Below are 13,402 nucleotides of genomic sequence, written 5' to 3'. Positions count from 1 at the left end.
ACCAATCGGGCGTTTCCAATAAACCTTTTCCACATGCAACCATTAACTGACAGCGATTACACTTATACCTCGGCCTCAACCTTTACCGACAGTGAGCAGGGAAATACGCTGCTGTTGTCGCACCAGACCGAACTTGATGAGGTCAATAACATTCCCTGTTTCTTTTGGGGACGACTACGCGAGCCTTATCTAATCTCCCGGTGCCTGATGACAATCGCCAAAACCGTTCGGTCGCGTTTTGCCCTGACCAGTCAGGAGTTAATGGCGTTACGCGACCCTATTGTAACAGCAGGGTCCGGACAGGTCCGTTTTGAAGGTTTTTCGTCATGCAACGGTGTATACGCCCGGCTGGATATTCTACCAGAAGGTCTGGATGGTGAATTCCTAGCGAGCGGCACTACAAACGTTGACTTTAACGAACCCATGCTTAACGCCCTCAACAGCATCACCCAAACAGAGACGATGGTCTTGTCTGTCGGGCAGCGATCGGTTACCGTTATTAGCGCAACCGCTAAAGTCGTTGAACGCAAGGTCACCTTACCGAACCGGTGGATCAAAGGGCTGACCAGCGTGCAGTTCTATCTGGCGGAGATGCAGCCGGTGTTCACGCTGACCAAGGCGCAATCTATCCAGTTGTTTCAGAGCCTGCCGAAGAGCACCGTCAAGGCCGATTTGTTCATCGTTCAGCGAGCCGGAAAATATCTCTTTTCACCCTTGCAACAGGGAAAAACAGTCCGGATTGGCGGTGCCCACCGGCTACGTTTACTCGAAGGACTGCTCCCATTCATCCACAGTCTGACCATTTACCAGAGCCAGGATGAACAGGCGGCTGGCTTTGTTCTCCACCTCGGCTCGCTCCAGATGGTGTTTGCATTCTCGGCGGATGCGTACCGGGGATTTTCGGGAGAAGGCAAGGCGCTCGAACACCTGATCAACGGCCTGCCTCTGGAGCTGATCGTAGGCGTCAACAGCCTCCTGAAGGCCAACGAAGCATTCAACCCAAGTATGCTGGCTCTGGAAAACGACGTCTCCTTCGGCGATATGGACACGCTGGTCGCTAACCTTTCGAGTATTGGTCTGCTGGGCTTCGACCTGGTTAATAATCAGCATTTCTACCGTCGACTGCCGTTCAAAACACAGCGTATCCTGAGCCTGAATCCGCGACTAAAAAACGCCCGCAAGCTCGTTGCCGACAATGATATTACGATTAACGTTCGTAAATCGGGGTATCTTGAAGCGACGGTTCAGGGCAGCAGCGGCCTCTTTCACAAAGTCGTTATCGAGAATGACCGCGCCCGTTGTACCTGCGACTGGTTCACCAACCACCAGGGGAAACGGGGGCTCTGCAAACACGTACTGGCCGTACGAATGCTTGAATAGATTGCCTACTATTTTTTCAGAATGTCTGATAAAAGCAGAAAGACGTAAGACATTGGGAGAGGTCTCCTGTATCTTACGTCTTTCTGCTTAAGGCTTGCAGGTTCAATAGACAAACAGCGCCACCAGTGTCTGACAAACTTCTTGGCAAACTGAATCATCTAAACTACCCAATCGCTTTACCAGACGGGTTTTGTCTACGGATCGAAGTTGATCCAGCGCGATCTGCCCGTCCTGACCGGCAAAGTGCGTATTGATTCGTGTTGGGTAGAGCTTACGGGTACTGGTCATCGGGGCAATGAGAACTGTATTCAGCCGCCGATTAACTTCGTCAGGAGATACGACTAAACAAGGACGCGTCTTGGCAATCTCACTACCCTTGGTCGGGTCCAATGAGACCAGCCAGATGTCAAAGCGATGGATTACCACGTCCATTCCTCCTGGTCGAACTTATTGCCCGCACCATCGAACAGATCGTTATCTGGTTCATCGCCAGCTTCCTCGGCGGCTTTAAACGCGTTATCCCAACCATCACGAGGATGTTTTTTGAGCGGCTTCAGCAAGACCCCTTCATCGGTAAGTGCTACGTCAACAGATTCTTCGATACCAGCCTGCTGCAATAAATTTTTGGGTAATAAGATGCCCTGCGAATTCCCGATCTTACGAATTGTCTGTATCATAGATCTACCACATTAAACGCCGTTATAACAAAGATATAACGGCGTTTAATACAATTTCGATTCCCACTAAAGTAAATTCGATTACGGCTCCAGCAAATCAGGCCGTCGGGTGCGGGTACGGGCAAGAGCCTGCTCGTGGCGCCACTCGTCAATTTTGGCTTCGTGGCCCGACAGCAGAATGTCCGGTACCCGATGCCCTTCAAATTCGGCCGGACGGGTGTAGACCGGTGGGGCGAGTAAGTTATCCTGAAAGGAATCGGTCAGAGCTGACGTTTCGTCATTCAGAACACCGGGAAGCAAGCGAATAATCGCGTCGGACAGTACACAGGCAGCTAATTCTCCCCCCGACAAGACGTAATCGCCGATGCTTATTTCTTTCGTTACGAACAGCTCTCGGGCACGCTCGTCCACGCCTTTGTAATGGCCGCAGAGGATAATCAAATTCTGTTTCAGCGACAGCGCGTTGGTTGTCTGCTGATTCAGCCGCGCACCGTCGGGCGTCATGTAAATAATTTCGTCGTAGGTCCGCTCGGCCTGAAGCGACCGGATGCAGTTGGCAATCGGCTCAATCTGCATCACCATACCCGCGCCCCCGCCAAAGGCATAGTCGTCCACCCGCCGGTGTTTATCGGCCGTATAGTCGCGCAGGTCATGCACCACAACCTCTACGTAACCGCCCTGCTGCGCCCGTTGCAGAATGGAATGCGCAAAAAAGCTGTCCAGCAGCCGGGGCAGGCAGGTAATGATATCAATCCTCATCCGTCTCGTCCAGATCACCATCTACCTCGGGCTTGTCCTTGCTATCCTCTTCCATGTAGATAGCCAGCAAGCCTTCGGGCAGGGCAACGTTAAGTTTTTTATTCGCCCGGTCTACCGTCCGGACAATCTCGCTGTTAATCGGAATCAGAACCTCTTTGCCCTGATAATCCATAGCGATCAGATCCTGCGCGTTCATCGCATAAACGCCCAGCACAGTACCCAGTTCGCCTTCGGTAACGTCGACCACCTGATACCCCACAATTTCGTGGAAGTAGAAACGGGTTTCGTCGGTGATGGGCTCCAGGTTGTCCAGCGGCAGAAAGGCCCCGCAATTGATGAGCCGTTCGGCCTGCTCAATGGTGTCAATATCTTCAAAGGCAATGATGGCGCGGCTGCCTTTCACAATAGCGATGGATTCAATGAAGTACGGCACCAGCTCGCCCTTCACTTCCAGCAGTACCGAATCCAGATCCGCATATTCGCTGGCGTCGTCAACATCCAGAAATAGCACGAGTTCACCACTAACGCCGTGCGTCTTGGTGATGTGGCCTACCTGATAACAGTCGTCTTTAGTCACAGTATGCTTGGGTATAAAAAGAGCCTGTTCAGCAAGAACAGGCTCTTTTGTAACACGATTTGTCGAAAAACTATTCCGCTGCGGGAGTTTCTTCCGGAGCAGCTGCTTCTGGAGCTTCTGCTGCCTCAGCCGCAGGAGCTTCTTCAGCTACGGGAGCTTCTGGCTCTTCAACTTTGTTTTTCTTCGCAATTGCTTCAGCGCGCGTTTCGTTTACTTTACGCTCAGCTTCCAGACGAGCGGCACGAGCCTGCTCTTTGCTTTGCGTTTTGGTCGTCGCTGCGTCAGCCTTCCGATTTTCTTTGTCGTCTTTCCAGGTGTTGAATTTCTCATCAGCCTGATCCTGCGTGATAGCGCCTTTGTTAACGCCAACCTGCAGGTGTTTGCGGTACATGATACCTTCGTGCGACAGTACCGAACGAGCGGTATCGGTTGGTTGTGCACCTACCATCAGCCAGTGTACGGCGCGATCCGATTTCAGAACAACCGTCGACGGGTCGGTATTTGGGTTGTACGAACCGATTTTTTCAATGAAACGACCATCACGAGGAGAAGTCGATTGGGCTACGACGATGTCGTAGATAGCCATTTTTTTGCGTCCACGACGCGATAAACGGATTTTGACAGCCATTTGTGCTTGTTTGGTTTTGATGGGAGACGCATCCCCCGCGTAAAACGTGGGCGCAAAGGTACGTAAAATTCCATCAGGATTACCCTATTAATCAGATAAAGTTTTGCTATGGCGGAATGGTAGACAATTTCAGGTAGGCTTTTCCCACGAACGTTTCGCCAACAAGTAGTCTGTTTGCTCATTTAACCGGCAGGAGCTTCCCTTCTATCCCCGCATTCTCATAAAGCACAGCATCGTCAGCCACAAACAGATTTGAGCCGTTCGTTAATGGTAGTCGAACTATTAACTCTAACCATCCTGTCTATGTTGGCGATGAATTACCGGGGTCCCCAGCGGGTCCGTATCGATCACAAACCCTACCCCGAAATTAAGCACCCACAAGATGCTATTGTCCGAGTCACGCGCTCTTGCATCTGCGGCTCAGATCTGCATTTGTACAATGGTAATGTGCCCGACACGCGGGTGGGCTCAACGTTTGGTCATGAGTTTATTGGGGTCGTTGAGGAGATCGGCCCCGATGTACAGAAGTTAAAAGTAGGCGATACGGTTCTTGTGCCGTTCAACATCGCCTGCGGCAAGTGTGCATTCTGCCAGCAGGGACTATTTGGAAACTGCCACGAATCCAATCCAGAGGCTACGGCCGTTGGGGGTATTTTTGGCTACTCGCACACAGCCGGTGGTTATGATGGTGGACAGGCAGAATACGTCCGCGTCCCCTATGCCGATGTGAGTCCTACGGTTATTCCACCGGGGATGGACCCGGACGACGCCGTTTTGTTAACCGACGTGGTTCCAACAGGGTACCAAGCTGCCGAAATGGGAGGCATCCAGCCCGGCGACACGGTCGTTGTTTTTGGCGCGGGGCCCGTAGGTATCATGGCGGCCAAGTGTTCCTGGCTGTTCGGGGCCGGACGCGTTATCGTGATCGACCATGTTGAGTATCGATTGGAGTTCGTAAAAAACTACGCCAACTGTGAAGTCTACAACTTTAAGGAGATGGACGATCCTGTCCTGTTTCTCAAGAAAGCAACAGACTGGATGGGCGCGGATGTCTGCATTGACGCCGTAGGTGCCGAAGCCGCGGGTAACGTAATTCAAACGATTACGGGTCGTAAAGGATTGTTACAGGCCGGTTCAGCAACGGCGCTGCACTGGGCGATCAACTCCGTTAAAAAAGGAGGTATCGTTTCCATCGTTGGTGTATACGGGCCAACGGGAAACATGGTGCCAGTTGGCAATATTGTTAACAAAGGACTAAGCATCCGGGCGAACCAAACCTCTGTCAAGCGGTTGCTTCCCCGACTCATTGAGCACGTTCAGAATGGCGTTTTAGATCCCAAAGCAATGATTACGCACCGCGTGCCGCTGGAAGACGTCGCCGATGCGTACCGCATTTTCGCCGATAAACTGGACAACTGCATCAAACCCGTTCTCATTCCACCTTCCGCCCGCTCATAGCTGATAACATCATGGAGAATTTAGCTAAGAATTTTTCGCACATCAAAGGTTGGGGTATCGATGCGGATCCGAAAAACGATCCGACTTACCCCATGAAACAACATCGCACTGACGAAGAACAAAAAGGCTATAACTGGGAGCGTCCCGCGCAGCAACCTGTTGACATTGAAGTCCTTCACTCAAACGAACGACCTAACGTAAGTGCGGTGTTTGGTACGTCCGCGCCCCCTAGAGGCCTGAGTGGTATGCTCCGGCGCTACGCTTTTACCTACAGCGAATCTAGTTGGGGCCACTGGCTGCCCTTGATCATGGCCGACCGCGTCAACGCCGTTGAGGGTATCCTAGAAGACCTGAAGCGCGGACACATCCCAAATATATTTGCTGAAAAGGGCTGGAAAGCGGAGTGGAAACATAATCCAAAAAGCCTTACGCAAAAGGTGCTGGTCGGCACATTGATCACCGGAGCCGCCATACTGCTTCTGCGCGGACGTAATAAATCGAGAAGAGATTAGTTACCCAGACCAGAATACATCGACAAAAAGCCGCAGTTGTTGAGACAACTGCGGCTTTTTGTTCATCAGTTCATTTGACATCGGGCATTCCCAGAAAGGCAATCGGCGGACGAAAGCGCTGACGTGTGGAAGTCCAAGCGTTTCGTGCAACAGTTCCAGTAGTAGCTGGCTCCATACGTAAACTCCTGTTTATCGATTTACCGTTGGCTTCTGTACACATCCAGGACTGCGCGTTCTCTATTTATTACGTTAATAAAGCTGGCAACACATGCTGCCCGAAGTCATCGATAAACCGTTGTTGCTGCAGGTTGACATTATGAAGCGTGAGCAGTTCAAAGCCTAATTCTTTGTATTCGTGTAGCCAGGCTACGTGCTGATGAACATCGGCGGAGATATGAACCATATTGTCTACCTCAGCCAGATTAACCAATTCTCCCGCCATATCAAACTGTTCCGGGGTACGGAGCTCGGTCAGCATGGCGTTGGGAAAAATATTAGCGCGCCATTGCTCGTAGGCTCCCTGCTGCGCATCTTCTTTAGTCTTCCCGTAAGATAGCTGCACTTTCAGATACATGGGCTTTCCAACTCCCCCACCGCGTCGAAAGGCATCGACCACTTCGCGGAGCTGGTCAATTGGCTGCGAGATTGTTAGCAGGCCGTCGGCCCAGTTGCCAACCCACTCGGCCGTTTTGCTGGTTACGGCCGCGCCAAAAATCAGCGGGTTTATGGCGGGACGGGTGTACAGTTTAGCCTCCTCAACCGTGACGAGCCCCCGGTACGTAACGGTTTCCCCGGCCCATAACGCCCGTATCACGTCAACGCACTCCTTTAGCCGGGCGTTACGCTCAGCCTTGGCGGGCCACCGGCCACCGGTGATATGCTCATTGAGCGTTTGCCCGGTTCCGACGGCGATCCAGAACCGTTCGGGGAACATCTCCGCCAACGTAGCAGCCGCCTGTGCAATGATGGCCGGATGGTAGCGCTGACCCGGTGCGTTAACGACACCGAATGGCAAGCTGGTAGCCTGCAAAGCGGCCCCCAGCCAGGACCAGGCAAAACCACACTCACCTTGTTGCGTAGTCCAGGGATGGAAGTGATCCGAGGAAGTGCCCGCTGTGAAGCCTGCCTGCTGCGCCGATTGCGCCAACTGAATCAACGTACTGGGTTTGAACTGCTCGTGAGAGGCATGGTAGCCTATTTTAATCATAGTGTTGCCTGGATTTAGTATCGGTGGTAGACAGTTGTCCACTCCGTCAATTGCGTTTCGATATCAGATGTGAGTTGCCCTGGCAGCAGCCGCCAGAGCCAGTTACGACCGGTCGTTGCTGGTGTATTCAACCAGCTTGACTCGTCAAGGCCCAACACGTCCTGCAAGGGGATGATGGCCAGTTCGGCAACGGAGGCATACACGAGACGTATCAGAATCTGGTGAACGTTTTCCTCCGTTACGGCCATGCCAATGTAGCGTTCCAGTTGCCGACTTTGCTTCTGCCCTTTGTCCTGACGATACCAGCCCCGGCATGTATCATTATCATGCGTGCCCGTGTAGGCTATTGAATTGACCGTATGATTATGTAAAATGTTTATCGACTTGGGCATCCAACGTTATGTCAACCGCGGCTACCAAGCTGTTACGTGTCTTTTACCAGAATTGATAAACTACTGACGGTCAATCAATTGAAAGTAAACTTATTACTTCTATTCTTCAGATATAGCTGTCGCTGGCCTTTGCTTGAATGAGAATTCGATCTCGAAAAACAGTCTAACGCGCCACTACATACGTTTTCGTTTCAATTAGGTCAGTCAGCGAACTTACCCGTACTACCCGACCCTAAAAAACCGGAAGACACTAAGTGTCTTCCGGCTGTATTTAATCAGCGCTTATAGGGCCAATCACAGTAAGGCGTTCGTTCGTGAATACACTAGAGTTTATTGTTAATCTGCTCTGCTACTTTCAGGTGCGTTTTTACCAAAGGGTGAGCCGCTTTAGCAAGGCCTTTCAGGTTAGTATCAGAGGCACTTGACTCAACCTTCGACATCACCTTGTTTAGTTTTTCGTGCCCTTTCACGCCACTTTCCATTACGTACATTCGATCCAGCTCGGCACCAGACATTTCCTGCAGTTTGGTTATCATCGCCTGCGTTTCAGCGTCCGGGGTTTCGGGCAGGGTCACTCCCTTTGCCTGGGCTATTTCTTTTAGTTTGGCCGACAGACTAGTCTGTTCGTCTACTTCAGCCTGCGCCAGCTGACGTACTTCCGGATTAGTGGCTTTCTGCTGGGCAATCTTGCTCACTTCCAGTTGCATCATACCGCCTTTAGCCACTTCCATCATCAGGCTTTGGTCAGCGCTGGACAGCTTGGCATTGGTGGGCGAAACGGCGCTGACGGCAGCCGCTCCTTTCTTGTTCTGGCTATCGAACTCCTGAAGGCTTTCTTTGCCCACCATGGTGGTTGAGCTGGAATTCATGCCAGCACTGTTTTGCTGGGCGATGGAGAGGCTGGCTACTGAGAGCGACATCAGCACTCCGATTGCTATTGCATTGGTTTTCATAACGTATTGATTGTGATTAAGTAATTAGACAAAATTAGGTTAATACAAGTATGTTTCGGTTCTTCGCTTTAAAAACAAGCTAGCTTTGGGAAAACCGCGCACTATCGAACTCCAACCCGCCGAACGGCAAGCCCTTGAACAAGCGTTTCGCAGCGACACCTCCCATGCCTTTCGCCAACGTTGCCAGATCGTCTTGTTCAAAAGTGAGGGCCGTACCTCCAAAGAAGTTGCTCAACTCGTTAAACAGCACTATGTCTCGGTCAATGCCTGGTTAAACCGTTATCAACAAGCGGGACTCAACGGCCTGCGGACCAAACCCGGACGAGGGCGTAAAGCCCTGCTTGACAAGCAAACCGATGCCACTTTAGTACGACAGGTAGTGCAGAACGAACGGCAGCGACTGAATCAGGCTAAAGCGCAGATTGAGTCTCAAACGGGTCGTTCCATGAGCCTAAAGACCTTGCAACGCTTTTTAAAAAACTTGACGGTTCTTACCGACGCATCAGACTGAGACCCAAAAGCAAACCAAATGCTGAGTTGTACCAGGTTCGTTACGAGGCTCTTAGCTTGCTGGAAGAGCAAAGTCAGGCCGGAGTTATTGACCTCTTTTACGGCGATGAATCCAGCGTCAGCGAAGAAGGATACGTGCCCTACGGTTGGCAGTTTAAAGATGAATCGGTGCATATTGAGGTCGCAAAGGGCCAACGGCTGAATTGTTTTGGGATGATTTCGCGCCAGAATCAGTTGCACTATGCGACCACAAATGGCTCTATTACATCAGCTTTTGTCGTCAACCAGTTAGAAGAACTGTCTTGGCGGCTGTCCAAACCAACGGTAATCGTACTCGATAACGCCCGGATTCATACGTCCGATAAAGTTCGCCAACGGCTTGGAGACTGGCACCAACGGGGCTTATACCTGTTCTATCTGCCGCCTTACAGCCCCCATTTGAACTTGGCTGAACGACTTTGGAAAGAGCTGAAAGCGCGTTGGTTACGGCCTGAAGATTATCAGACCAGTAACACGTTGTTTTATGCCGTCTGGTTAGCATTAGCCGCTGTGGGTCAGGAATTGTTCATTCGATTCAGCGATTTTTAGTCAAACTAATTTTGTCGCATTACTTAAATAGATAGATTGCCCTGTACTGTTTGATCTGGTTTGCCTTTCAGACTATATCCCCGTCAGTATTTTTTAATTCAACCGACGGGGATGCAGACATCAGTTTGTCTAGCTTGGATCATTGGCCTTTTGCATTTGCTCAACCTGAGCATACCCTTCAGGTTTAGGCGGAGCCAGCATTGGCTCATCCCCGTAAGGCTGTGCTTTTTCCTCCCGGAACTGACCCTTGCCATCCAGCGATGGGCCGTGGGTCCACCGGCGATCCTGCCCCTCCGAGCGTTGGTCAGGCGTAACGTCGGAATTAACGAACACGTAACTGAAATCCTGGTTTTCGTTGCTCTGCGGGAAACTGTTCGGAATTGGCAATACGCCATTGGTGCTGCCATGTCCCAGTTCTTCCAGCACGGCCAGCCATTGCTGCTGGTGCATGGTATCACGGGCAATCAGAAATGATAACATATCCTTCATACCAGCGTCATCCGTTAGCTCGTACAAGCGTGTAGCCAGTACCCGTCCCGTTGATTCAGCCATTACGTTGGCGTACATGTCAGCGGCAATGTTGCCCGAACTAACAACCCAGGAGCCATTGAAGGGAACGCCGTTGGCATCAGCGGCCAGGGCACCAAGTCCTCCCGACAGGAAATGACGTGGATCACCACCCCCCACTATTTTCTCCATGAGCGAATCTCCCCCAACGATATCTTCAATAACACTGCTTGAGGAACCTTCCAGATTGAGCGCAACAGCCGTTGCCAGCATTTCGATATGGCCGATTTCTTCCGTGCCTGTGCTCAACAGCATATCCCGATACCGTACTGGCCCACGCGAGTTCCATCCCTGGAACAGGTACTGTAAGCAAACCCGGATTTCTCCTTCAACACCGCCAATGGCTTGTTGCAGTGCCTTGGCAAACTGCGGATTTGGTTTGTCGACCCGCACTTTGTACTGTAGTCTGTTGTCGTGAAAAAACATGCGTTGTTTCGGGTTAAATGGTTATTTACTCGGCTTATGCCCATCGATTTCCCAGCATACTATCAGCAACTGTGCGGCCGTCACACCTGCTGACAATTAGTATTCTACAAACTCGATAGGTATTATGATAACAGAGTATTTTAGGGAAGGACCCGCAAACTTCCTGGCTTAGTGAGGCAACGGAACATGCCGATATCGTTCCATCTCTGATCCTTCTTGACGCTGTCAATCCCGTTACTCAGGCCGATTCATTTTACTCTTCATTCGGACGGTACGTTTACGATCGCACAGCTACGGTATTTGGGGTCAGGTCAGTTGATTATTTGAGCTGTTTCTGCAACCCGCTAACCCACTGGGACGTTTTTTCGGTATAGGTGAAGAGTTGCCAGTAAGCGCTCGTCTCTGTTGTAGCCATGCGTCATCAGTAAACTAGTTTTGACTACTGACAGCAAAACGGGGGATATCATGTTTAGTACGGTAAAGTATGGCAACGGTTCTTCCTGAATAAAGCGTCAAGGCACGCTGGCAAACGAACCGTCAACCAGCATGACAGACTCAAAACAGCTTCTTATGCCCTACTCCATCGCAGCTATTCGCACGTAGATGTTCACCACCCCAATCCAGCCGGGCCGTCGACTTGGGCACCGTTATTTTTCTGAACACCAACGCATTTCACCTCAGCTAACATAGAAAAAGGGCATTCTCGTCTGAGAATGCCCTTCATCCCTGTTTCCATAAAAAGTCCCAGTCAACTCAGACCTATAAGCCGGGTTCTGTCCACCATTGCTGGCTGGCTTATCATTTATCTGGGATGGCCGTCACCGACCACCTCGTTCGACCTACCCGCGTCGGTGTTGGTCCTTGCAGACCGCTGGCGACGAGCAGCCGCGCGTCCGACGCTTATTTGGTCTTTCAGCCCCTAAGGGTTGCCGTGCCCCGTCGGTCACCCGCCGGGCGGTGGGCTCTTACCCCACCGGTTCGCCCTTACCAAGTTCAATGAGTGAATGAGTGAATGAGCGAATGAGTGAATAGCTGGCGCAAGCTTATTTAATACACTGTAGTTCAAGTTTTTTTATCGTTCCGAATGACTACGCCTTATTCGGAATGATAGAAATGACGGAATACTTTTATTACGCCGGATGGCTATTCACTCATTCACTCATTCGCTCATTCGCCATTAAAAAAATGGCGGTATGTTTTCTGTTGCCCTGTCTGTCGAACGGCCGTTCCCAGCCGTCCGCCTTCCCGTTAGGAAGTAAGGTGCTCTGTGCTGCCCGGACTTTCCTCGCCCGATAAATCGGACGCGATAAGCCAGTCTGCGTTGTCTGGGACCGCAAAGGTAGCTAAAATTACTGGAGCCCGTCCACTTTTACATCGATACGTCCCCTGGCGTTCACTACGGCCAGCAGGGCGGTGGGGGTCAGGTATACCTGGTCCGGACGGATTTCGTCGATGTGTCCGTTGATAACGACCCCCTTAGCGAGCTGGTTGTTTTTCAGGCGTTCCTGAAGTTGCTTCTGCACATCAGCTAGTTGCGAGCCAACCGGAATTGTCATCTGTTTTTCCAACGTATTGGCAAACGCTCCCTGCAACAACCAGCTTGCCGACCGCTGTAGAATGTTTTTCGTGTCAATATCGTATTTGAGGTCCTTTAGCGAAATGGTCTGGGCTTTGGCGTCGTAGTACGGTTTACCGCGCAGATAGATGTCACCGTTAACCGTTCCTTTCAAACCTGCCTTGATAATCAGATTATTATCCTGCCCGAACATGTCCAGGCCGGTGATCGTGATGCTGTAGCGATCGTTGCTGAAGGAGAATTTCTTTCCGACGAACTCGTCGGCCGCCAGCTTAGCGGCTTCGCTGTAGCTGGCTTCACTGAGGAGCCCAATTTGAAAATCATCCCGCACCTTCGACACAACGGTTAGATCGGGCAATGATACCGCCGGGCGAACGTCGGGTTTGGCGCCGGTCGTAGTCAGCGTGTGCCCCTCAATGCCGATGGTGGTCCGTACCGTACGCCCCTCGAACCGCAGGGGCGTTATCAGGATTCCTTTGGGAACGACCTGCAAATACGTTCGGTATTTTTCGGAGAGTAGATACGGCTCCCGCAGGGTGTTCCAGGCCTTCAGCACCGGGGTTCGCAGATCAACGTTTCGGCGCACCTGCTGATCCAGCGTCTGCGTAACCATTCCCAGATTCTTGTCGATCATCCGGCTGACCAGGTTTGTGATCGGCACATTGATTCCAACAACGCTCACCGTCGGGCGACGCACCCAGCCGTACCCATCGGCCTGCGTCTGGGTGTGTACTGACCAATCCTTATCCAGATCGAATTTGGTTTTAAAGCGCAGATCGATTTCAAATTCGGTTTCCTTATACTGCGTGAATCCCAGCACCGACACGCCCGCTTTGACCCAGATGCGTAGCGGCACCGTGAACTGAAACAGACTGTCCTGCGCATTGACCAGAATCGTCCCGCGCTTCCAGACCTTCACCATAAACTGGTCCTTATTATTGTCTTCCAGGCTGTTGTCCTCGTAGATCAGACCGTTGACCTGGGCGTTAATCTGCCGTTCAACGTCGCTCATGGCAATGGAAACTGGTACGTGGACCGTTGACAAAAAGCGTTCGTTGCGGACTTCCATTTCGGTGAATTTATAGGATTCTTTAGGGACTTTGGGATTCACTTGAGTACCCATCTGGCAGGCCGCGACCAACCAGACAAGACATACACTTACCCACAGCCGAAGTTTTTCAAAAACTAGCAT

15 protein-coding genes and 1 other RNA gene are annotated in these 13,402 nt (G+C 51.4%); 5 read left to right on the top strand and 11 right to left on the bottom strand.

The genetic code is table 11. From position 1 onward, the window contains the following. The first annotated feature begins 33 nt into the window (after positions 1-33). Positions 34-1,380 carry an SWIM zinc finger domain-containing protein gene (locus HU175_RS13950; protein WP_176567180.1) on the top strand — a complete coding sequence of 449 codons (1,347 nt, stop codon included), beginning with the start codon at positions 34-36 and terminating at the stop codon, positions 1,378-1,380. A 102-nt stretch (positions 1,381-1,482) separates the two neighbouring features. Here HU175_RS13950 and HU175_RS13945 read toward each other — a convergent pair whose 3' ends face one another. The 5 genes from HU175_RS13945 to HU175_RS13925 form a co-directional block, all read right to left on the bottom strand. Beyond that, entirely contained in the window at positions 1,483-1,812 is a 330-nt protein-coding gene (locus tag HU175_RS13945) for a type II toxin-antitoxin system PemK/MazF family toxin (RefSeq protein ID WP_176567179.1), read from the bottom strand. Continuing rightward, positions 1,800-2,057: an AbrB/MazE/SpoVT family DNA-binding domain-containing protein gene (locus HU175_RS13940; protein ID WP_176567178.1), complete on the bottom strand. Its 258-nt coding sequence runs from the start codon at positions 2,055-2,057 to the stop codon at positions 1,800-1,802. Before HU175_RS13940 ends, HU175_RS13945 begins: the two co-directional genes overlap by 13 nt. A gap of 81 nt (positions 2,058-2,138) precedes the next feature. Further along, positions 2,139-2,816: a tRNA (guanosine(37)-N1)-methyltransferase TrmD gene (gene trmD / locus HU175_RS13935; RefSeq protein WP_176567177.1), complete on the bottom strand. Its 678-nt coding sequence runs from the start codon at positions 2,814-2,816 to the stop codon at positions 2,139-2,141. Next, complete coding sequence (gene rimM / locus HU175_RS13930; protein WP_176567176.1) at positions 2,806-3,393, bottom strand: ribosome maturation factor RimM; 588 nt, start codon at positions 3,391-3,393, stop codon at positions 2,806-2,808. Before rimM ends, trmD begins: the two co-directional genes overlap by 11 nt. Positions 3,394-3,463: 70 nt before the next feature. Beyond that, the gene (locus tag HU175_RS13925) at positions 3,464-4,021 is read right to left on the bottom strand and encodes a 30S ribosomal protein S16 (protein WP_176567175.1); all 558 of its coding nucleotides are present in this window, start codon (positions 4,019-4,021) and stop codon (positions 3,464-3,466) included. Between the two features lie 303 nt (positions 4,022-4,324). Here HU175_RS13925 and HU175_RS13920 point away from each other — a divergent pair, with 303 nt between their 5' ends. Both HU175_RS13920 and HU175_RS13915 read left to right on the top strand, forming a co-directional pair. After that, the gene (locus tag HU175_RS13920; RefSeq protein WP_176567174.1) at positions 4,325-5,479 is read left to right on the top strand and encodes a zinc-dependent alcohol dehydrogenase; all 1,155 of its coding nucleotides are present in this window, start codon (positions 4,325-4,327) and stop codon (positions 5,477-5,479) included. 11 nt (positions 5,480-5,490) lie between these two features. Beyond that, on the top strand, positions 5,491-5,991 hold the full coding sequence (locus HU175_RS13915; protein WP_176567173.1) for a hypothetical protein: 501 nt from the start codon (positions 5,491-5,493) through the stop codon (positions 5,989-5,991). A 244-nt stretch (positions 5,992-6,235) separates the two neighbouring features. Here HU175_RS13915 and HU175_RS13910 read toward each other — a convergent pair whose 3' ends face one another. The 3 genes from HU175_RS13910 to HU175_RS13900 all read right to left on the bottom strand — a co-directional run bounded on the left by HU175_RS13910 (position 6,236) and on the right by HU175_RS13900 (position 8,543). Beyond that, positions 6,236-7,198, bottom strand: coding sequence for a TIGR03885 family FMN-dependent LLM class oxidoreductase (locus tag HU175_RS13910; RefSeq protein WP_176567172.1), 963 nt, complete (start codon positions 7,196-7,198; stop codon positions 6,236-6,238). Between the two features lie 14 nt (positions 7,199-7,212). Beyond that, positions 7,213-7,590 (bottom strand): 4-alpha-glucanotransferase, encoded by a 378-nt coding sequence (locus tag HU175_RS13905; RefSeq protein ID WP_176567171.1) that lies wholly within the window; start codon positions 7,588-7,590, stop codon positions 7,213-7,215. Positions 7,591-7,913: 323 nt separating this feature from the next. Then, a complete protein-coding gene (locus HU175_RS13900; RefSeq protein WP_176567170.1) occupies positions 7,914-8,543 on the bottom strand; it encodes a DUF4142 domain-containing protein in 630 nt (209 codons plus the stop codon). An 85-nt stretch (positions 8,544-8,628) separates the two neighbouring features. Here HU175_RS13900 and HU175_RS13895 point away from each other — a divergent pair, with 85 nt between their 5' ends. Then, the gene (locus HU175_RS13895; RefSeq protein ID WP_176567169.1) at positions 8,629-9,054 is read left to right on the top strand and encodes a helix-turn-helix domain-containing protein; all 426 of its coding nucleotides are present in this window, start codon (positions 8,629-8,631) and stop codon (positions 9,052-9,054) included. Next, a complete protein-coding gene (locus HU175_RS13890) occupies positions 9,045-9,641 on the top strand; it encodes an IS630 family transposase (RefSeq protein ID WP_228724414.1) in 597 nt (198 codons plus the stop codon). Before HU175_RS13895 ends, HU175_RS13890 begins: the two co-directional genes overlap by 10 nt. Positions 9,642-9,770: 129 nt before the next feature. On the opposite strand, the gene HU175_RS13885 is transcribed toward HU175_RS13890, so the two are convergent. From HU175_RS13885 to HU175_RS13875, 3 genes are all read right to left on the bottom strand, one after another. Then, the gene (locus HU175_RS13885) at positions 9,771-10,634 is read right to left on the bottom strand and encodes a manganese catalase family protein (protein WP_176567168.1); all 864 of its coding nucleotides are present in this window, start codon (positions 10,632-10,634) and stop codon (positions 9,771-9,773) included. Between the two features lie 746 nt (positions 10,635-11,380). Then, an RNA gene (rnpB, locus tag HU175_RS13880) (RNase P RNA component class A) lies at positions 11,381-11,957 on the bottom strand. A gap of 26 nt (positions 11,958-11,983) precedes the next feature. Continuing rightward, positions 11,984-13,402, bottom strand: a complete 1,419-nt coding sequence (locus HU175_RS13875; protein WP_228724159.1) for a DUF4403 family protein — start codon at positions 13,400-13,402, stop codon at positions 11,984-11,986.

Origin of the sequence: Spirosoma sp. KUDC1026 (assembly GCF_013375035.1) — a bacterium.
In the GTDB taxonomy this organism is placed as follows: Bacteria; Bacteroidota; Bacteroidia; order Cytophagales; family Spirosomataceae; genus Spirosoma.
Note: the sequence above shows the minus strand (reverse complement) of the source record. Positions and strands in the feature narration are given on the sequence as shown.